Here is an 18,840-nt window from a genome sequence, read left to right as displayed (position 1 = left end):
ATAGCCTCCGTTATCGACTGGGTCTGATCAGTCCTTCGGTTGAAGGACTGCCTTCTTGAAGGGCCGCCCTCCGGCGCCCGGCGTTGAAGGTCACACCAGACCTCCGCCCTTGCTGAACACCGTTTAGTCTTCAAGGAGATATCCATGTCTGAGCAGAAGCTCGCAGCAGAACTGCGCACCGAATTCGGCAAGGGCTACGCCCGCCGCGCCCGGATGAACAACCTGATCCCCGCCGTCATCTACGGCCACGGCGCAGAGCCCATCCACGTCACCCTGCCGGCAAAGGCCACCACCCTGGCCGTCCGCACCGCCAACGCCCTGCTGTCCCTGGACATCAACGGCGAGGGCCACCTGGCCCTGGTCAAGGACGTCCAGCGCGATCCCGTAAAGCAGATCATCGAGCACATCGACCTCCTGACCGTCCGCCAGGGCGAGAAGGTCACGGTTGACGTTCCGGTCCACGTTGAAGGCGAAACCGCTCCCGGCACCGTCCACAACCTGGAACTGACGGTTGTGTCCCTCGAGGCCGAGGCAACCCACCTGCCCGAGTCCGTCGTCGTCAGCATCGAAGGCCGCGCCGCCGGCGAGCACATCCACGCTTCCGACCTGGTCCTGCCCAAGGGTTCCGCCCTGCTGACCGACCCCGAAGCCCTCGTGGTGAACATCTCCGAAGCCATCGAAATCGCCGAGGAAGCAGAAACCGAAGCTGCCGGCGAAGCAGCAGAAGCTCCCGCAGCAGAAGAAGCCGCAGCAGAGTAATTTCACCGCAATTCACGACAGTGGCCGGACCCCCACGGGCCCGGCCACTGTCATGTCCGCACACCGCCGTTCCATTTCCGCGTAACCGCCCCCAATAGGATTGACTCCATGACAGATACCTGGCTGATCGTTGGCCTCGGCAACCCAGGCGCCCAGTACCAAGGCAACAGGCACAACGTAGGCCAGATGGTGCTCGATGAACTGGCCGGCCGCATCGGCGCCGGATTCAAGACCCACAAAGCCCGCGCGCAGGTCCTTGAAGGCCGGTTGGGGATCGGCGGCCCGCGCGTGGTCCTTGCGAAACCGATGAGCTACATGAATGTTTCAGGCGGCCCGGTCTCCGCCCTGGCCAATTTCTACGGGATCCCCGCAGACCACGTGGTGGCTGTCCATGACGAGATCGATATTCCGTTCAACACCGTCAAGCTCAAGCTCGGCGGCGGCGAGGGCGGCCATAACGGGTTGCGGGACATCTCCAAGGCCCTGGGTACCAAGGACTACCTCAGGGTCCGCGTGGGGGTGGGAAGGCCGCCTGGCAGGATGGACACAGCCGATTACGTGCTGCGTGATTTCGGCACCGCGGAACACAAGGAACTGCCCTTCCTGCTGGACGATGCCGCCGACGCCGTCGAGTCCCTGTTGCGCGATGGATTGACGGCTGCCCAGCAGAGGTTCCACCCGGCCAAATCGGGATCACAACAGCTGGAATCGTAAAAGTTCCTTTTGACCCTGTTTCCTTGTCTGTGGCAGGGGGTACTCTTCTTCCTATGCGGGGGAGCAATGGGGCTACATCCCGCTATTGCAGGATGTAGGGGAAAAGTTCATGTCAATCGAGCCACTCAGCTGGGGACGTGGGTCAACACCTCAGGGTGACAGGCTGCCCACACCACCCTCCGCGGCGCCGGAGGGCCAGCAATGGTCCATGCCTGCACGAAGCGCCAACCTGGATGCTGTCCGCACCGCACTGACCAGCGAAAACTCCCTGGGCGTTGTCATCACCGGAGCCAGAGGCGTGGGCAAGTCCTCCCTGGCGCGCGCTGCCGTTGCGGACCTGGGTCCCGATGTCTGGTCGCTGCAACTCCGGAGCGGCCCCTCCGGTCCCAGCACCCCGTACGGCTGCCTCTCCTTCCTGCTGGCCCGGCTCCCGCAGGCCTACATGGGCTCGCCCACCGCCATCCTCCGTGGCATAACCTCCCTGATCCGCAGCGACGCCGCCGGCAGGCCCTGCGTCATCACTTTGGACACGTCGGCCTGCATCGACGACATGAGTGCGGGGGTGCTGTTGAATGTCCTGCTGACCGGCACGGCAAAGATCATCGCTGTGGCCCCCAACGCCAGCGACCTGCCGGCAGACTTCCACTGGCTGCTGACGGAGCGGAAGCTCACGGAAGTGCGGCTCAACAACCTCAACGAACTCCAAACCCGGCAGGTGCTCCTTTCCCTGCTGGGCCACCGCGTCGCCTCTTCCCTGGTGACCACCTACCACCAGATGGTGGGTGGAAATCCCTTGCTGCTCAAAGCGCTTGTCACCGAACAGCAGCTCTCCGGAAACCTGGTCCTGTCCGATTCGGTCTGGACGCTGCGGGACAAAGTGGTGCTCGACGGCGCCGCCAGCCTTGACGACATCGTCCGGTCCCGCTGGTCACGGGAGACACCCGAAACCCGGGACGTCATCGAAATGCTTTCCTGTGCCCGGCGGGTGGAACTGGCCGCCCTTACCGCCATCTATGGCGCGGACGTGGTTGCGGACATGGAAGACGGCGGCCTGCTGGAGATCGACGACTCCGAGCACCGCTGGGTGTCGCTGCGGGAGAAGTACATCGGTGACGTAGTCCGGACCTGGCTGAGCATTTCCCGCCGGCGGGAGCTGCGCAGCGTCCTGCTGGGCGGCCAGGAGCCGGACCCGGCAGCCATGACGGTGGAAGAATTGATGTCTTTCGCCGCGTGGACCCATGAGTGCGAGGCCGAGCTGAGCCCGCAGTTGGCACTCGCGGCCGCCCAGGCCGCAGTCCAGCTCTTCGACCCCCGTTTTGCCCTGACGTACGCGGAGATGGTGCAGAGGACCGACGCCGGGTGGGCATCGGCGCAGCGGCAAAAGGCTGCGGCGTACCTGCAGCTGGACATGCCGGTCCAGGCACTTTCCGCCCTGGATGGCATCTCCCAGCCTGAACTCGAGGCTTTGGATCCCCTGGAGTACGCCGAAGTGGTGGCCGCCAAAGCGCGGGTCATGCTCTGCATTCCGGAGCGTGCGGGCAAAGTCCGGGAACTGCTCGCCGCGGCGCGGGAACGGCTCGGGAAAGCGGACAACAACTCCTCCTGGCCGGCAGCGGCAGCGGTGGCGGCAAACCGTATCTCGTTGAGTGAATTCGAATACCAGGCCCATGCCGGCGATTACGCCGCCATGATCCCGGCGCTCGAGCGGGCTGCCGATCCCGCAGGCAATCCGGACACCGGGTTCCGGCTCCAGTGCGCGATCATCCTGATGGGCGCGCTGGCCATGACCGGGCGCGAGATGGACGCGCTGGGCCTCATGCGAAAGCTCGGCGGCCAGCTCACGGACGCCTCGCACGTCGTGGGCCTGCGCGAGCGCTACGCCAGGGAGGCCTACTTCGTCGCACTGATGGCCGGCCAGTGGCGCCGCTGCATCGACCTCCTCAGCCCATTCAGCACGGGCCAGCCCCACCGGCTTCCATACCGCAGCGCCGCCACCGAACTCGCAGCAGGCGTGGCCTTTGTCTTTTCCGGGCGCGGCGAGACCGCCCTGGAGCCTTTGATCTCAGCCGCCGCCCAGCTGGAGTTGCAGCCTGTCCAGGCCGCACTGCGTACCGCCTACGCAGCCACGGCTTTGGCGTACGCCCAGACCGGCAACGCCGCGTTCGCCCGCAAGTACCTCACCAAACTGCAAAGGGCGCCGGGCAAGGCAGGATTTGCCACGGAGAGCATAATCGATTTTTGTTCGCTCGTGGCGGGGCGCTGGCTGGGCGACTCCGAGGCAGTGGCAGCGCTGAAACAAGGGGCCCGCCGGAACCTGGAGGCGGGCAGGCACACAGTGGCCGGCATCTACCTGCTGGCAGCAACGGTGAACGGCAGCGACGCCGACTTCCGCCTCCTGGAGGAGATCGCAGGCCGCCGGCAGGGACCGCTGGCCGATGTCTCGCGGCTGATCGCAGTCGGCAGCAGGACAAAGGATGCCAAAACCCTCCTTGCCGGCGGTGAAATTGCAGCCACGCTCGAACTCGATGCGGTCGAGGCCAGGTGCATGGCGCTGGCAGTGGACTTTGCCCGGCAGGACGGGGATGCCCTTTCGGCGAGGACTGCGCAGGCCCGGCTGGACATCCTGGCTGCCACCGTGGCCAACCTTCCCATTGTTCCCAGCAGCGGAAGCCCGCTGCTGACCAGCCGGGAACGGCAGATTGCCCGCATGGCCGGCCGCGGCGTCTCGAACCGTGACATCGCCATGGAAATGGGTGTTTCCGTGCGCACCGTGGAAGGCCACCTGTACCAGGTCTTCACCAAGCTTGGCGTAACTTCAAGGGGTGATCTGACTGGACTCGTCTAATGGCCACAAGCCGGCGACTGCACACCGGCTCCTGACCGGCCGCCGCGAGCCGGTGGACCGCATCTGCACCATGGTCCGGAACGGAACCCACCGGGCCGTCTTCATCATGGCCGGCCCGGGCATCGGAAAGTCGGCCGTCACTGACGCCGTGACCGAGCGCCTGGCCGGAAACATGAAAATCCTGCGCATCCACGCCAGTTCGGCCCTGGCCGGAGTGCCATTCGGAGTCCTGACACCCTATACGGGGGAACTCACCGCCGAGGAGTCCGTCTCGCCGGTCGCGGTGCTGCGTTCCATGTGGTCCTACTTTGAGAAGCTCAAGGCCGGCAGCGGGGGAGCGGTCCTGCTGGCGGTGGACGATGCCCACCACCTCGATGATGCTTCCGCGGGGGTGCTGGCCGAGGTGATTTCGGCCGGATGGGCAACGGTGCTCGCTGCCGCCCGGCCACGGCCGGGTCTCCCACAGCCGCTCGACCAGCTCTGGTACGACGGCCTGGCCGAACGCGTGGACCTCCGGCCCCTCAACCGTGAACAGATTGAAGAAGTCCTGGACCACGTCCTCGACGGGACCGTGCCGGCTGCAACGGTGGACTCCATCTGGAACGCATCAAGCGGCAATCCCCGGATCCTCGACGCCCTGCTGCACGACTCCGCCGAGGCCGGCGTCCTCGCCAAGCGCAACGGAATTTGGATGCTGCTGGGCCCGCTGCCCGCGGATGGGGACCGCCTCGCAGGCGTGGTGGCCAAAGACCATCTCCGGCGCCGGACCGAAGAGCAGGAAGCACTGAAGCTCATCGCCCTTGCCGGGCCGGTGGGCAGGAAGGTCATCGAAGACATCAGCGGGGCAGCCGTGGTCCGGTCCCTGCTGGACCAGCAGATCATCGTCGAAGCCCCCGGCATCCCGGCGGAGCTTTCCATCTGGAACGGACTCTTCGCCGGCGCCATCCGGAACACCGTGTCGGTCTCCCGCAGCCTCCAGCTGCTGGAGAAGGTCAGGGCCCACCAGGATCCCACCCAGTTGCGCGGGGAGGGCCGGTTGCGGGCAGTGGAGTGGGCCCTGGAGTGCGGCGTCAGGGTCAGCGACGACGAGATGCTGGCCGCGGCCAAGGAAGCCTTGCTGCGGTTCCGCAACGACAGTGCACGGTCCATTGCGTCCCGTATCCACGACCCCGCCATGGTTCCGCTGGCCCAGGCCATCCAGGCGCGGGCCCTGTATAACGAGGGCGCCTATACCGGGGCCGCGGCACTCCTTGACGAGTGCTGGCTCCCGCTGGCCGATGATCCCCAGGGACCGGCCGTCCTGCTGCTCCGGGTTTCGGCCCACCTGGCCATCGGCCATCCCCTGGGGATGATCGCGGACGACGTCGAAAAGAACGTCCCGCTCTCCAGCGACGGCGAAAGGAGCTGGCAGGAAGGGCTCCTGCACCTGCTCCACCTCGGTGCCGAGGTGAACTTCCCGGCGCTGAACGACGAAGTGGACACGATGCGGAAGCGCCCCCCGGCAGAAGCCGGAGAACCGCTCCGCGCCTTGGCTGAGGGCCTTCTCTCCCACGCCCTCGGCTCGGCGGGACGCCCCGTGCAGGGGCTGGAGGCCGCACTGCTGGCAGCCTCGGAACTTCCCCCGCTCGAAGGCAGCCTGTTCTTCTTCCCTGAGTTCGTGCTGGGAAGGCTCGTCTCCGACTACCTGGCCATGGGTGAATGGGAGCCGGCAGAGCGCGAGATCGACCATTACGCGGCCGGACACACGCTTGGCGCGGCCACCTTCAACGGGAGCCTCCAGCTGCTGCGGGGGTATTCGCTGCTGCGGCAGGGGAGGATGGAACGCGCTTATCAGGTCCTGCTGCCCGCTGTTGAGGCGCTGAGGCTCAACGACCCGCTGCAGCTGTACCGGTTCGGCACGGCCCTCGGCTTCTACGCCGCGGCCCGGCTGGGCGACACGGAACAGGCACAGCGCCTTGAACAGGATCACAAGGACGCCGACGCCGGCTGGCCGGCGCATGATCTTTTGGCAGAGGCCTACATGGCCGCTGCCGCCGAATACCTGGCCCGCGACGGCAAGGGATTGGCCGCACTGCAGACGCTGATGACCACCACCCAGGCCTCCGCACGGAAGGGAAACCTGCTCCAGGTCCTGGCCATGTGCTGGGACCTGGGCGACCCCTCGGTGGTGCCCATGGTGCAGGCGGCGGCCCGGGACGTGGAAGGCCGGTGGGCAGAAGCTCTTCTGACGCTGGCCACCGCCTGGGAAAATGCCGACGGCGACACCCTCATGGCAACAGCTGCCTCGCTGGAGGAGGCAGGCTTTGTCAACCTGGCCCGCGAAGCCTATGCCCGTGCCAGCACGGTGCTGGAGCAGGCCGGTGAACGCCGGCGCTCACGCCAGGCCGTGGCCCAGCGCGAAAAGTGCGACCACGAACTGGGCGAGCGGTTCCGTGAAGGACGCTTCATCGCCGCGGCGCCCACCGTTCGCCTCACCAGGCGCGAACAGGACATCGTGGAGCTGGCCGTGCAGGGCCTGACCGACCGCGAGATCGCACAGCGGCTCATGGTCTCCGTCCGGACCGTGGAGGGCCACCTCTACCGCACCTACGTCAAGCTCGGCGTCCGCAGCCGCGATGAGCTGGAAGCGGCCCTGCCAAAGTAGGTCTGGCCTCCCAAACCGGCCCTGCCGTGCCTCCGTGCTGCCAGTCGGGCATCGGAATCCCTGCTGACCGCCCGACGTCGAAATCCCTGCCCCCGGCCACCCGCTGCCCACGGTGTTTCCACCCGGGAAGCACCGCCGGGCCGCCGTCGTACCCAAGCCCGCCAACCATCCCGCCCGGAGGGTGCGCAGGAGCGCCAACCCGGTAGTGCACCCGCCTGGATTCGAGTACACCCTACTCGTGTACGTAAGGGCCCCACAGGATTTACTTAAGGAGGCAAAGCAAAGCGGCAGGCCGGAAGCCGCAGAGCAGCCAATCAGGACAGTGAGGCCCTCTCAACTTCCGGTCCCCAGGGACCGGGTCAAGACGGGGCCGGCGACGTCAGAGTCTTCTGAGACCGAGACTCTCCCCCCAGCCGTCGCCGGCCCTTTACTCCCTCGGCCGAAGCCCGGGGCAGCGGTGGCGGCCGCCCCTTCCGGGCGGCCGCCACAGCCGTGTGTGGGACAATTGGGTTGTCAGACATGGGCAGCCCAAGGAGTTCGTTTTGGCCGTAGTATCAACGCCAGCCACACTGGAACGTGCCGTACCTGTCATGGACAACGCCGAGGTGCTGCGCATCCGCAATGACTTCCCGGTCCTCAATCAACTGGTGAACGGACAGCCGCTGGTCTACCTCGACTCCGGGGCCACATCCCAGAACCCCGTGAGCGTCATCGAAGCCGAGCAGGAATTCTATGAGCAGCGCAACGCTGCCGTGCACCGGGGCGCCCACCATCTTGCGGTTGAGGCCACCGAAGTCTTCGAGGACGCCCGCCAAACCATCGCCGACTTCATCGGCGCGGACTACGAGGAAACCATCTGGACCTCGAACGCGACGGAGGGACTGAACCTCCTCTCCTACGCGCTGTCCAATGCCGGACTGTGGGCTGCCCAGGGCCGCGGCGACCAGCGGCTCGGGGAGCTGTCCCTGGGGCCCGGGGACGACATCGTGGTGACCGAGATGGAACACCATGCCAACCTGATTCCATGGCAGGAGCTGGCATTCCGCACAGGAGCCACCCTCCGGTACATCCCCATCGGAGATGACGGCAGCCTTCGCATGGACCAGGCCGCCGGGATTATCGGCCCGCGTACCAAAGTCCTGGCCTTCACCCACGCTTCCAACGTCCTGGGAATCATCAACCCGGTAGCGGAACTGACGGCCCTCGGGCATGCGGCCGGCGCCTTGGTTGTCCTGGACGCCTGCCAGTCGGCTCCCCACCTGCCCTTGAACGTCAAGGAACTCGGCGTGGACTTCGCGGTCTTCTCCGGCCACAAGATGCTCGCCCCCACGGGGATTGGCGTGCTGTACGGGCGGCAGGAGCTGCTGGACATCCTCCCGCCGTTCCTGACCGGCGGGTCAATGATCACTACCGTCACCATGGAGCGGGCCGAGTACCTCCCGGCGCCCCAGCGCTTCGAAGCGGGCACCCAGCGCATCTCCCAGGCGGTAGCCATGGCGGCCGCAGCGAACTACCTGACGGAAACCGGGCTGGCCCGGATCCATGCGTGGGAGGCCGCACTGGGCCAGCGCATGGTGGCGGGGCTGGAATCCATTCCCGGCGTCCGGGTCCTGGGCCCGGCAGCCGGAAAGGAACGGATCGGCCTTGCCGCGTTCGACGTCGAAGGCGTCCACGCCCATGACGTGGGACAGTTCCTGGACTCCCGGGGAATCGCCGTCCGCGTGGGACACCACTGCGCCCAGCCGCTGCACCGCAGGCTTGGACTGACCGCCACGACCCGGGCCAGCGCCTACCTCTACAACACCACGGACGACGTGGACCGCTTCCTTGAAGCCGTTGCCGGCGTCCGGGCCTACTTCCGCGCATAGCGGAGAAGACGAAAGGTGACACCATGAGCCTTGACCAGCTGTACCAGCAGATCATCCTGGACCATTCGAAGGCCCGCCACGGCAGCGGGCTCGCCGCGACCGAAGCGCCCCAAGGCACCTCCACCGGGCAGTCGCACCAGCTCAACCCCGTATGCGGCGACGAAGTCACACTCCGGCTCGCCGTCCAGGACGGGAAAGTGGCACAGGTGGCGTGGGACGGCGCCGGCTGCTCCATTTCCATGGCCTCGGCGTCCGTCCTCAGCGACCTCGCCGAAGGCATGACCGTGGCTGAACTGCACGAAATTATCGACAGCTTCCGGGAGGTGCTGAGGTCCCGTGGGAAGGTCCATGCTGATCCTGAGCTGCTTGGGGATGCGGCAGCGTTCGAAGGAGTGGCACGCTACGCAGCCCGGGTCAAGTGCGCCATGATCTCCTGGGTTGCTGCGGAGGACGCGCTTAACCAGGCAGCCTAGGCCAGGCAACCCAGGCCAGACGGAAACAGCCCGGACCTTGCTCCAACAGGAGTAAGGTCCGGGCTGTTTCCGCGCCGTGGAACGGCTGGTTCAGCCCAGCAGGCCGAGAACGCCGATCACCGCTGTGGCGAGTCCCAGCACCATGGAGATGCTCACCAGCACCACGTGCACGGTCAGGAATTTGGTGGCCTTTCCTGCCGCATCGCGGGCGCGGGGATCCTTCATCACGCGGCGCAGGAACTGCGGCCAGACCACCAGGGACCAGACGCCGGCGACGATGAGGACCAGCGCTGCGAGGACGGGAAGCTGCATGGGTTAGTGGCTTTCCAGCCAGGCCTGAGCCTGTGCGGCCTGCAGGTTCAGGGCTTTGGCCACCATGGGTTCGGCGGCGTCGGCGATCTTGCCGCCCAGGAACGGAACAGAGGACTTAACGGCGCCCTCGAGCTCCACCCGGGTTCCACCGGCATCGGCCACCAGGCGCTGGACGGCCGTGACATCCACCGGGGCGCCGGCGATCTTCAGCGAAATGTTGCTCTGGCGGGAGCCGTCGGCGGCCGGGGCCTCCCAGTTTTCAACCTGCGTCACCTTCAGGTGCTCACCCACGAACTTGCGGGCAATCTCGGGCAGGCGCGTGGTGGGGAGGGTACGCACCGAGGTGGCGTTGAAGGCCCCTGCGATGTCACCGTCCACGCTGAAGGACTCCAGGGTGCCGCCTACCAGTTGGCTGACGTGGCGCTGGAAATCTTCGTTCACCAGCACAGCAGCAACGCTGTCAACGGAGTGCGGAAGGGTTGTGGTTGCGCTCAGCGCCATGGGTCCTCCTGGGATTTGGGGAAAGGATTTACGCCTCCAACATCCTACGGGGTGACCGGCGAGGGCTCCGCATCGGCAAGTTTCTGGGCGGCAGCGGTGATGTTCCGGGCCATGGCCGGGAAGATCAGGCTGTGGAACGGAAGCACGGCGAGCCAATAGAGCCGTCCGCTCAATCCCTTGGGGAAGAAGATGGCGCGCTGCCGGTAGCGGCTGCCCGCGCCGTCGGGCTCCACGGAAAGCTCCAGCCAGGCCCGTCCCGGCGCCCGCATCTCGGCCCGCAGCCGCAGGAGCCTGCCCCGGTCGATCTGCTCCACCCGCCACCAGTCCACCACTTCGCCGATGGCCAGGGTGTGCGGGTGCCGCCGGCCACGCAGCAGGCCTGCGCCGCCGGTCAGTTTGTCCAGCCAGCCGCGGACCTGCCAGGCCAGGGGCAGGGAATACCAGCCGTTGCGCCCGCCGATGCCCTCGATGATCGTCCAGACGTGGGCCGGGTCCACATCGCCGTGGAAGGTCCGCTCGTCGATGTATACCTTGTGCCCCGACCAATCGGGGTCGCTGGGAAGCGGATCGGAGTCGGCACCGGCGTTGGCCCAGGTGGTCTCCACCTGGCCGTCCCGCTCCTTTCCCAGCGCCAGGGCCACCGCCGTGCGGTAGGGGGTCAGGCCGCCGTCGGGCTGGGGAATGTACTGGTCGATGTCGTGTTCGTTGGCCACCGCGTCATGCTGCAGGGACTGGACCAGCGGCACGGCCATGGAGAGCGGGATAGGTGTTGTCAGGGCCACCCACATGCCTGCCAGCTTGGGTGCCGGTACCGGCAGCGCCAGCACCACCCGGTAGGGCAGGCCCGCTTCGGCGGCGTACTCCTGCATCATCCCCGCGTAGGTCAGCACCTGCCGGCAGCCGATGTCGAAGGTGCGGTTGATGGGGCCCTCCAGCGACGCTGCGGACACCAGGTAGTAGAGGACATCACGCACGGCGATGGCTTCGATCCTGTTGCGCACCCAGCTGGGCGCCGGCATCAGAGGCAGCGTTTCGGAGAGGTGCCGGATCATCTCGAAGGAGGCGGAGCCGGAGCCGATCACCACGCCTGCCTGGAACACTACGGCGTCCACCGGGCTCTCCAGGAAGACCTTGCCCACCGCCTCCCGTGACCGCATGTGGGTGGACAGCTCCACCCCCTGGGGGTGCAGGCCGCCAAGGTAGACGATCCGGCGGACCCCCGCGGCCGCTGCAGCATCCGCGGCCGTCCTGGCCATGGCCTTTTCCTTGGCTTCGAATCCCGCGCCGGCGGCCATCGAATGCACCAGGTAATAGAAGACCTCGACGCCGGCCAGGGCGTCGCGGAGGGCGTCGCCGTCGTCCAGGCTGCTTTCCACCACGACCACTTTGTCCCGCCAGGGCACGCCGGCGATCTTGTCCGGCGAGCGGACCAGCACCTTGACGGTGTGGCCTGCTTCCAAAAGCCGGGGCACCAGGCGGCCGCCGATGTAACCGGTGGCCCCGGTGACAAGGACAGTCTTTGGTGCTGGCTGGGCGCTCATTGCAGTCATGCTGGCTCCTGTATGGTCCTGGCCCCTGTTCGTGCCGGCCTGGCTTCGTCCTTTGTTGTTCGGAGCCCCGGCCCGTCCGGACGGGCCGCGGCTCCGAACAACACGGCTCCGAACAACACGGCTCCCAACAAAATGGCTCCGAACTAAGGGGCTCCGAACGGGCAACTGTCCGGCCCTGCCAGCCTAGGCCTGTGGGCGCCGCGCTGCCATGTCGTTCCTGCGCTGTAGGCTGGGAGTACCCGGGATTCGCAGCGAATTTCGGGTTTTCGCGTTGCCTGCGACCCTCGATGAACACCACAGGAGCTTCTGCCATGAGTCTTCCCGGCCAGTCCGCCGCCGGCACATCCAGCACAGGCACATCCAGCACGGGCACGTCCAGCACTGGCACGTCCAGGACAGGCACGGCCAGGCCCGCCAAGACCAGTGCCGCCCCGTCGCTGGACGGGCTGCGCCGTGCCCTGGCGCCGGACCAGACGTTCGCCCGGGTCCGCGCCGAAGCTGCCCGGGGATTCGCCGTCCGCGGACAGGACTACCAGATCAGCGCTCCTCCGGGACTTCGTCCGGTGCTGCTCGCGGAGATGGCTGACGGGCTGGCGGCCAAGGCGGAACAGGCGGGCGGTATGGAGCCGGGCGTGGTGCTGGCCGTCACTGCCACCGGCCGGGAGGCGGAGGACCTCACTGCGGCCCTGCGCGCCTACCTGCCCGCGGATTCGGTGGCCGAGTTCCCCAGCTGGGAGACCCTCCCGCACGAGCGGCTGTCGCCCCGCTCGGACACCGTAGGCCGCCGCTTGTCCGTCCTGCGCCGCCTGGCCCATCCGGAAAATCCAGCGCACCCGGAAGGCTCGACGGCGGGCCGGCTCCGCGTCGTCGTCGCGCCGGTCCGCGCCGTGGTCCAGCCGGTGGTGGCGGGCCTGGGCGACCTGGTTCCCGTCACGCTGAAGGTAGGCCAGGAGGTGCCGTTCTCCGACGTCGTGAAGAGCCTTGCCGACGCCGCGTACGCCCGTGTGGACATGGTGACGCACCGCGGTGAGTTCGCCGTCCGCGGCGGCATCATCGACGTTTTCCCGCCCACCGAGGACCACCCCATCAGGGTGGAGTTCTTCGGGGACGAAGTGGACCAGATGCGCTGGTTTGCCGTGGCCGACCAGCGCTCGCTGTCCGCCCCGGGCGTCCACCATCCCACCGAACTGCATGCCCCGCCGTGCCGGGAAATCCTCATCACCCCGTCCGTCATGTCCCGCGCCGCCACGCTGAAGTCCCAGCTTCCGGCCGCCGCGGACATGCTGGAGAAGATCGCCGGCGGAATCGCCGTGGAGGGCATGGAATCCCTGGCGCCGGTGCTGGTGGATGCGATGGTTCCGTTCGTTGACCAGCTGCCTGCCGACTCCATCGCCGTGCTGATCGAGCCGGAGAAGGTGCGCACCCGCGCCCACGACCTTGCCGCCACCAACGAGGAGTTCCTCGAAGCGGCATGGTCCACCGCGTCCGACGGCGGTGCGGCACCTTTGGACCTCAGCTCGCAGGCGAGTGCGGCGCTGCACTCTGCCAGCTTCCGGTCCCTGGCGGAAACGCGCACCTCCTCGCTGGAGCACGGCGTGTCCTGGTGGTCGATTACGTCACTGGCGCAGGACGCGGAGCTGCTGCCCGAGATCGACGTGCTGAACCTGCATGCCCGGGAGCCGCGGGGCTACCAGGGCGACGTGGCGGAAATGATGGAGTTCATCGGTTCGCACGTCCGCGACCAGTGGCGGATCGTGGTGGCCACGGAAGGGCCCGGGCCGGCCCAGCGCCTGGCCGAGCTGTTCCATGAGAACGACATTCCCTGTGCCCGGGTGGACAGCCTGGACCACGAACCCCAGCCGGGCATCATCGAGGTGACTACTGCCGCCGTCGGCCGTGGTTTTGTCCTGGACGGCCTCAAACTGGGCCTGCTCACCGAAGCCGACCTGCTGGGACGGACCTCCGCCGGGTCCACCAAGGACATGCGGAGGATGCCCTCCAAGCGGCGCAACGCCGTCGATCCCCTACAACTGGTGGCGGGGGACCACGTGGTCCATGAACAGCACGGCATTGGCCGGTTCGTGGAACTCATCCAGCGCAAGGTGGCCGGCGGCGGCGACGGCGTCCGGGAATACTTGGTGCTGGAGTACGCGCCGGCCAAGCGCGGCGCACCCGGCGACCGGCTGTTCGTCCCCACGGACCAGCTGGACCAGGTGACCCGCTACGTGGGCGGCGAAACCCCCGTGCTGAGCAAGATGGGCGGCGCGGACTGGGCCAGCACCAAGTCCAAGGCCCGCAAAGCCGTCAAGGAGATCGCCGGCGAACTGATCCGGCTGTACTCTGCCCGCATGGCCTCCCGTGGCCACGCGTTTGGACCCGACACGCCCTGGCAGCGGGAACTGGAGGAGGCCTTCCCGTACGTGGAGACGCCGGACCAGCTGACCACCATCAACGAGGTCAAGGCGGACATGGAGCGGGAGATTCCCATGGACCGGCTGGTGTCCGGCGACGTGGGCTACGGCAAGACCGAGATCGCGGTGCGCGCTGCCTTCAAGGCGGTGCAGGACGGCAAACAGGTGGCGGTGCTGGTGCCCACCACCCTGCTGGCCCAGCAGCACTACGAGACCTTCACCGAACGCTTCTCCGGCTTCCCGCTGCGGGTGAAGCCGTTGTCCCGGTTCCAGAGCGCCAAGGAAGCGAAGGAGACGGCGGAGGGTGTGAAGAGCGGTGCCGTGGACGTGGTGATCGGCACGCACCGGCTGTTGGCCAAGGACTTTGAGTTCAAGGACCTGGGCCTGGTGATCGTGGACGAGGAACAGCGGTTCGGCGTGGAGCACAAGGAAGCGCTGAAGAAGATGCGCACCAACGTGGACGTCCTGGCCATGAGTGCCACCCCGATTCCCCGCACCCTGGAGATGTCCCTCACCGGCATCCGGGAAACCTCCACCCTGGCCACCCCGCCGGAGGAACGGCACCCCGTGCTGACCTACGTGGGCCCGTACACGGACAAGCAGACCTCGGCCGCCATCCGCCGCGAGCTGATGCGTGAAGGCCAGGTGTTCCTGGTCCACAACCGGGTGTCCACCATCGAGCGGACGGCCGCCAGGATCCGCGAGCTGGTGCCCGAGGCACGGGTCGAGGTGGCGCACGGCAAGATGTCCGAGAGCCGCCTGGAACAGATCATCGTTGACTTCTGGGAGCGGCGCTTCGACGTGCTGGTGTGCACCACCATCATCGAGACAGGCCTGGACATCTCCAACGCCAACACGTTGATCGTGGACGGCGCGGACAAGTACGGCCTGTCCCAGCTGCACCAGCTCCGCGGCCGCGTGGGCCGTGGCCGTGAACGCGCCTACGCCTACTTCCTGTATCCGTCAGAGAAGCCGCTGGGCGAGGTGGCGCTGGAACGGCTCAAGGCCGTGGCCGCGCACAACGAACTGGGCGCCGGCATGCAGCTGGCCATGAAGGACCTGGAAATCCGCGGTGCCGGCAACCTGCTGGGCGGCGAACAGTCCGGCCACATCCAGGGAGTGGGCTTTGACCTGTACATCCGGCTGGTGGGCGAGGCCGTGGCGGACTACCGGGGCGAGGCCGAAGAAAAGGCCGCGGAGATGAAGATCGAGCTGCCGGTCAACGCCCACCTGCCGCACGACTATGTCCCCGGCGAACGGCTGCGCCTGGAGGCCTACCGGAAGCTCGCAGCGGCCATCACCAATGAGGCCATCGACGAGGTCCAGGCCGAGCTCGTTGACCGCTACGGTGAACTTCCGCTGCCCGCCCAGAACCTGGTGGCGGTGGCACGCTTCCGTGTTGGTGCGCGCGAAGCCGGCCTGTCCGACGTCGCTCTGCAGGGCAACTTCATCAAGTTCTCCCCGGCCTCGCTCCCGGAATCCAAGATCATGCGCCTGAACCGGATGTACCCCGGATCGCAGTCCAAACCCGCACTCGACGCCGTCCTCATCCCCAAGCCCAAGACGGCACGGATCGGCGGCCGGGACCTGCAGGACGCCGAGATCCTGGAATGGGCCAACGGCGTGATCCGGAATATCTTCTCCGACGCCCCGCTCGCCGCCCCGGCAGTCAGCGGCTAGCACGTGATGGGAGGACACCACGCCGCGTCTGGAGCCGCGGCGTGGGTAGCTGTTGCGTCCACCGGCCCCTACACCCTGGGTTGGTACCCTCTGGATCCCACGGGCATCCTCATCGGCGGCATGGCCACCGCGGGCACGGCACTGGTGTGCGACTGGGACCACCGGGCAAGCACGGTGGCCCACTCGCTGCCGCCGCTGTCCAACGTGATTGCGCGCGGCATCGAGAACGCCAGCGGGGGCCACCGGCAGGGAACGCACTCCATCCTTGGTGCCGCGGTTTTTGTCTTCCTCGCCGGCCTGGCATCGCAGGTGCACCTGGACACCGGCTGGGGCCGCCTGTCCGTGGGGGCCGGGCTGCTGTGCATGTTCCTGATCAACATTGCGGCGAAGGCGCTGAAGCTCTTTCCCAAAAGCGGCTTTGTCTCCAACTGGATCTTCGCGCTGGTCATGGCGGGCCTGGTCACCGTATACGCGCCGGGGCAGTGGACCTGGCTGCCCACCTCGATGCTGATCGGGGTGGTGGTGCACATCGTGGGCGACCTCATCACCACCGGAGGAGTGCCGCTGCTGTGGCCGCTGGTGGTCCGGCCGCCGAAAATACTGCGCCGGCTGCCCCTGCTGCGGAACGTCTGGCGGGCCAACGGCGCCCTGTCCCTTCCCCTGCTGGGGCGTGCCGGTTCCAAGCGGGAGTGGCTGGTGCTGATCCCGGTCAGCGCATATGCCATGGTGGGCATGTCGATGGCCGGCTGGGCCATCGCCCAACAGTACTGGGGCCGTGCGGCGGCTGCCGCGGGCGCCTGGATCAGGCTCTGGTTCTAGCAGGCAACACCCTTCAGCGGGAAACAGCAACGGACCGGCGGAAAAGTCCGCCGGTCCGTTGTTTGCTGTATGGAGTGGGTGTTAGTGCTCGCCCGCAGAGTCGGACCGGCCCAGGATGGTCTGCGGGATCCAGAAGGCCAGCGCAAACAGGGCCAGGCAGGCGGCCATGGGCCACGGGTTGCCCAGGCTGAGGAAGGACAGCGAGTAGATGGCGCCCAGGAACAGCACGAAGCAGACCGCGAACAGGATGACGCTGGTGGCGAGGTTGTTCTCGTTCTGCGGGGTCCGGACGGAGTCCTGGTTCGACGCCGAGTCCCGGCTGGACGCGTTGATCTGGCTGGACATATGTTCCTCCTCGGCCCCGCGGGGCTTGGTCTGCGGCCGCTTCCGGGTCCGGTCAGTAAGCGGTTGAACCCTGTTCACCCTTGACGATGGCAATCCCGGAGCTGGCACCAATTCGTGTTGCACCTGCTGCAATCATAGCCTGCGCGTCGGCCAGGGACCGTACGCCGCCGGAGGCCTTGACCCCCAGGTCAGGGCCCACCGCGCGGCGCATCAGGGCCACGTCTTCAACGGTGGCGCCGCCACCGTTGAAGCCCGTGGAGGTTTTCACGAAGTCCGCCCCGGCCTCAACGGCCGCCCGGCATGCCAGCACCTTCTGCTCATCCGTGAGCAGGGCTGTTTCGATGATGACTTTCAGGATGGCGCCGCCGGCGTGCACCGTCTCGGCCACCGCGGCGATGTCCTCGGTCAAGGCGCCCTGGTCACCGGCCCTCGCAGCGGCAATGTTGATCACCATGTCCACCTCGTCCGCGCCGTCCAGCACGGCGCCGCGGGCCTCGAACGACTTCACGTCTGTAGGGGTGGCCCCCAGCGGAAAGCCCACCACGGAACAGGTGAGGACGCCGGAGCCCTTGAGCGCCTTGGTGACGGTCTTGACCCAGATGGGGTTGACGCAGACCGACTTGAACCGGTACTCGGCTGCCTCCGCGCAGACCTTCAGCACGTCAGCTTCCGAGGCTTCGGGCTTGAGCAGCGTGTGGTCGATGTAGGAGGCGATGTTCGCGGTCCCGGCCGGATCAGCGGTTCCTGCGTGAACGGTGGCTTCGTTGCTCATGATGGTCCTCTCGAAGGGCCTTGTGGGCCCGGCGTTGACTCGGTTTCGGGAACCATCTTGTCACAGCGCACGGCGCCGGTGGCGGCCGCTCAGGCGGCAGCCTGAAGGACCGGCGCTGCAGCCGCGGCAGTCAGCAACTGGGTGGCACAGGCACCTGCCGCCGACGCGGCGGCCACCAGCAGCCCCAGGCGCACGCCGTCGAACGCTGCTGCGTCGCCGATCGCCCAGATCCCCGGCACGGACGTCCGGAAGTCCCTGCTGATCTCGATGCCGCCGCCGGCGGCCGTCCGCAGGCCCGCGCTGGCGGCGAGGCCGTCCCGGGATACCCGCTCCTCGGCCAGGACCACCAGGTCGCCGGTCATGCTGCTGCCGTCTTCAAAGACCACGGCGGAGGCGGCGAGGGGGGAACCGGCCCCTCCGGAAACGACGGCGGGGATGATGGCCGCGGGCCGGGCGGTGGTGCGGATTGGCCGCACCCCCTTGGCCCGGAGTACCGCTTCGGCCTGCCCTGCCGCTGCCCCGGTGCCCACCAGGATCCCCATGGGGCGGCGGCCCAGCTCACGGGTGACTTCCTGCACTCCGTCCGCAATGCGCGGGGCGTCATCGATGGTGGAGTAGCTCAGGCACTGCGCGGCGCCGTCCACCGGGTTGGCCACGGGAGCCGAACCGGTGGCGATGACCAGCTCGTCGTAGGCGAATTCCATGCCGTCGGCGGTTGCCACGGTGCGCTTGGCAGCATCGATGTGGCTGGCCGGCTGGCCAAAGCGGACGGAGACCTGGGGGAGCATGGCCAGCTCCAGCAGTTCCGCGGGGGTGTCATCGCGGTTGCTCAGCACGGTGATGGTGCCGGCGAACCGTGCCCGGTCCAGTTGGGCCACCAGGGCCTGGGCGGCGGGGCCGGCGCCGGCGATGACGATGCGGGTTGCGGCGGAGGTGGACGTTGAGGGTGCCGGAGCGGACATGTGCTGGCCCTTTCGCTGGCGGCCGGGAACCGGCCGGAACTTCATGATGGAACCCAGCGTAGGGGCCTGCTTTTTCGGTTGTGTTACCCACCCATTGCTGTTTACCGGGCCCGTGTTCGCCAGTATTTACCGGCCGGTAACAGAACCCGTGACCCACCTCTCATTCACCGGCCGGCGGACACAAT

Annotated in this window: 14 protein-coding genes; 8 read left to right on the top strand and 6 right to left on the bottom strand. The window is 67.3% G+C overall.

The window, feature by feature from the left end; all coding sequences use genetic code 11:
- Positions 1–144 precede the first annotated feature (144 nt).
- From AC3ANU_RS16235 to sufU, 6 genes are all read left to right on the top strand, one after another.
- On the top strand, positions 145–759 hold the full coding sequence (locus AC3ANU_RS16235; protein WP_018770130.1) for a 50S ribosomal protein L25/general stress protein Ctc: 615 nt from the start codon (positions 145–147) through the stop codon (positions 757–759).
- A gap of 108 nt (positions 760–867) precedes the next feature.
- On the top strand, positions 868–1,473 hold the full coding sequence (gene pth / locus AC3ANU_RS16230) for an aminoacyl-tRNA hydrolase (protein WP_018770129.1): 606 nt from the start codon (positions 868–870) through the stop codon (positions 1,471–1,473).
- Positions 1,474–1,582: 109 nt separating this feature from the next.
- On the top strand, positions 1,583–4,318 hold the full coding sequence (locus tag AC3ANU_RS16225; protein ID WP_186447782.1) for a LuxR family transcriptional regulator: 2,736 nt from the start codon (positions 1,583–1,585) through the stop codon (positions 4,316–4,318).
- 70 nt (positions 4,319–4,388) lie between these two features.
- Positions 4,389–6,962 carry a LuxR C-terminal-related transcriptional regulator gene (locus AC3ANU_RS16220; RefSeq protein WP_488314869.1) on the top strand — a complete coding sequence of 858 codons (2,574 nt, stop codon included), beginning with the start codon at positions 4,389–4,391 and terminating at the stop codon, positions 6,960–6,962.
- Between the two features lie 542 nt (positions 6,963–7,504).
- On the top strand, positions 7,505–8,830 hold the full coding sequence (locus AC3ANU_RS16215; protein ID WP_026265910.1) for a SufS family cysteine desulfurase: 1,326 nt from the start codon (positions 7,505–7,507) through the stop codon (positions 8,828–8,830).
- Between the two features lie 23 nt (positions 8,831–8,853).
- The gene (gene sufU, locus AC3ANU_RS16210) at positions 8,854–9,303 is read left to right on the top strand and encodes a Fe-S cluster assembly sulfur transfer protein SufU (RefSeq protein WP_018770125.1); all 450 of its coding nucleotides are present in this window, start codon (positions 8,854–8,856) and stop codon (positions 9,301–9,303) included.
- A gap of 90 nt (positions 9,304–9,393) precedes the next feature.
- On the opposite strand, the gene AC3ANU_RS16205 is transcribed toward sufU, so the two are convergent.
- Genes AC3ANU_RS16205 through AC3ANU_RS16195 form a run of 3 tightly spaced genes read right to left on the bottom strand, consistent with a single transcriptional unit; the run spans position 9,394 to position 11,666 of the window.
- A complete protein-coding gene (locus tag AC3ANU_RS16205) occupies positions 9,394–9,615 on the bottom strand; it encodes an SCO4848 family membrane protein (RefSeq protein WP_056393524.1) in 222 nt (73 codons plus the stop codon).
- Between the two features lie 3 nt (positions 9,616–9,618).
- Positions 9,619–10,116 carry a DUF2505 domain-containing protein gene (locus AC3ANU_RS16200; RefSeq protein ID WP_018770123.1) on the bottom strand — a complete coding sequence of 166 codons (498 nt, stop codon included), beginning with the start codon at positions 10,114–10,116 and terminating at the stop codon, positions 9,619–9,621.
- Positions 10,117–10,160: 44 nt separating this feature from the next.
- Positions 10,161–11,666 carry an SDR family oxidoreductase gene (locus AC3ANU_RS16195; RefSeq protein WP_488314868.1) on the bottom strand — a complete coding sequence of 502 codons (1,506 nt, stop codon included), beginning with the start codon at positions 11,664–11,666 and terminating at the stop codon, positions 10,161–10,163.
- Between the two features lie 311 nt (positions 11,667–11,977).
- Between AC3ANU_RS16195 and mfd the strand changes: the two genes are divergently transcribed.
- Together mfd and AC3ANU_RS16185 are read left to right on the top strand one after the other, a co-directional pair.
- Complete coding sequence (gene mfd / locus AC3ANU_RS16190; protein WP_488314867.1) at positions 11,978–15,757, top strand: transcription-repair coupling factor; 3,780 nt, start codon at positions 11,978–11,980, stop codon at positions 15,755–15,757.
- A 6-nt stretch (positions 15,758–15,763) separates the two neighbouring features.
- Complete coding sequence (locus AC3ANU_RS16185) at positions 15,764–16,576, top strand: metal-dependent hydrolase (protein ID WP_488314866.1); 813 nt, start codon at positions 15,764–15,766, stop codon at positions 16,574–16,576.
- Positions 16,577–16,657: 81 nt separating this feature from the next.
- Here AC3ANU_RS16185 and AC3ANU_RS16180 read toward each other — a convergent pair whose 3' ends face one another.
- From AC3ANU_RS16180 to AC3ANU_RS16170, 3 genes are all read right to left on the bottom strand, one after another.
- Complete coding sequence (locus tag AC3ANU_RS16180) at positions 16,658–16,921, bottom strand: hypothetical protein (RefSeq protein WP_018770119.1); 264 nt, start codon at positions 16,919–16,921, stop codon at positions 16,658–16,660.
- A 52-nt stretch (positions 16,922–16,973) separates the two neighbouring features.
- Positions 16,974–17,693, bottom strand: coding sequence for a deoxyribose-phosphate aldolase (deoC, locus tag AC3ANU_RS16175; RefSeq protein WP_018770118.1), 720 nt, complete (start codon positions 17,691–17,693; stop codon positions 16,974–16,976).
- Positions 17,694–17,782: 89 nt separating this feature from the next.
- Positions 17,783–18,655: an FAD-dependent oxidoreductase gene (locus AC3ANU_RS16170; protein WP_488315987.1), complete on the bottom strand. Its 873-nt coding sequence runs from the start codon at positions 18,653–18,655 to the stop codon at positions 17,783–17,785.
- Positions 18,656–18,840 lie beyond the last annotated feature (185 nt).

The sequence above is a fragment of the Arthrobacter sp. SDR-2R genome, assembly GCF_057747955.1.
The sequence above is the reverse complement of the archived record's forward strand: the minus strand, read 5'-3'. Positions and strand labels throughout refer to the sequence as shown.

Excerpts from the sequence above, each read along its gene's own strand:
- AC3ANU_RS16180 (WP_018770119.1), bottom strand. The coding sequence starts at position 16,921 with ATGTCCAGCCAGATCAACGCGTCCAGCCGGGACTCGGCGTCGAACCAG.
- AC3ANU_RS16195 (WP_488314868.1), bottom strand. The coding sequence starts at position 11,666 with ATGACTGCAATGAGCGCCCAGCCAGCACCAAAGACTGTCCTTGTCACC.
- pth (WP_018770129.1), top strand. The coding sequence starts at position 868 with ATGACAGATACCTGGCTGATCGTTGGCCTCGGCAACCCAGGCGCCCAG.
- mfd (WP_488314867.1), top strand. The coding sequence starts at position 11,978 with ATGAGTCTTCCCGGCCAGTCCGCCGCCGGCACATCCAGCACAGGCACA.
- sufU (WP_018770125.1), top strand. The coding sequence starts at position 8,854 with ATGAGCCTTGACCAGCTGTACCAGCAGATCATCCTGGACCATTCGAAG.
- AC3ANU_RS16200 (WP_018770123.1), bottom strand. The coding sequence starts at position 10,116 with ATGGCGCTGAGCGCAACCACAACCCTTCCGCACTCCGTTGACAGCGTT.
- AC3ANU_RS16205 (WP_056393524.1), bottom strand. The coding sequence starts at position 9,615 with ATGCAGCTTCCCGTCCTCGCAGCGCTGGTCCTCATCGTCGCCGGCGTC.
- deoC (WP_018770118.1), bottom strand. The coding sequence starts at position 17,693 with ATGAGCAACGAAGCCACCGTTCACGCAGGAACCGCTGATCCGGCCGGG.
- AC3ANU_RS16225 (WP_186447782.1), top strand. The coding sequence starts at position 1,583 with ATGTCAATCGAGCCACTCAGCTGGGGACGTGGGTCAACACCTCAGGGT.
- AC3ANU_RS16235 (WP_018770130.1), top strand. The coding sequence starts at position 145 with ATGTCTGAGCAGAAGCTCGCAGCAGAACTGCGCACCGAATTCGGCAAG.
- AC3ANU_RS16185 (WP_488314866.1), top strand. The coding sequence starts at position 15,764 with ATGGGAGGACACCACGCCGCGTCTGGAGCCGCGGCGTGGGTAGCTGTT.
- AC3ANU_RS16170 (WP_488315987.1), bottom strand. The coding sequence starts at position 18,655 with ATGTCCGCTCCGGCACCCTCAACGTCCACCTCCGCCGCAACCCGCATC.
- AC3ANU_RS16220 (WP_488314869.1), top strand. The coding sequence starts at position 4,389 with ATGGTCCGGAACGGAACCCACCGGGCCGTCTTCATCATGGCCGGCCCG.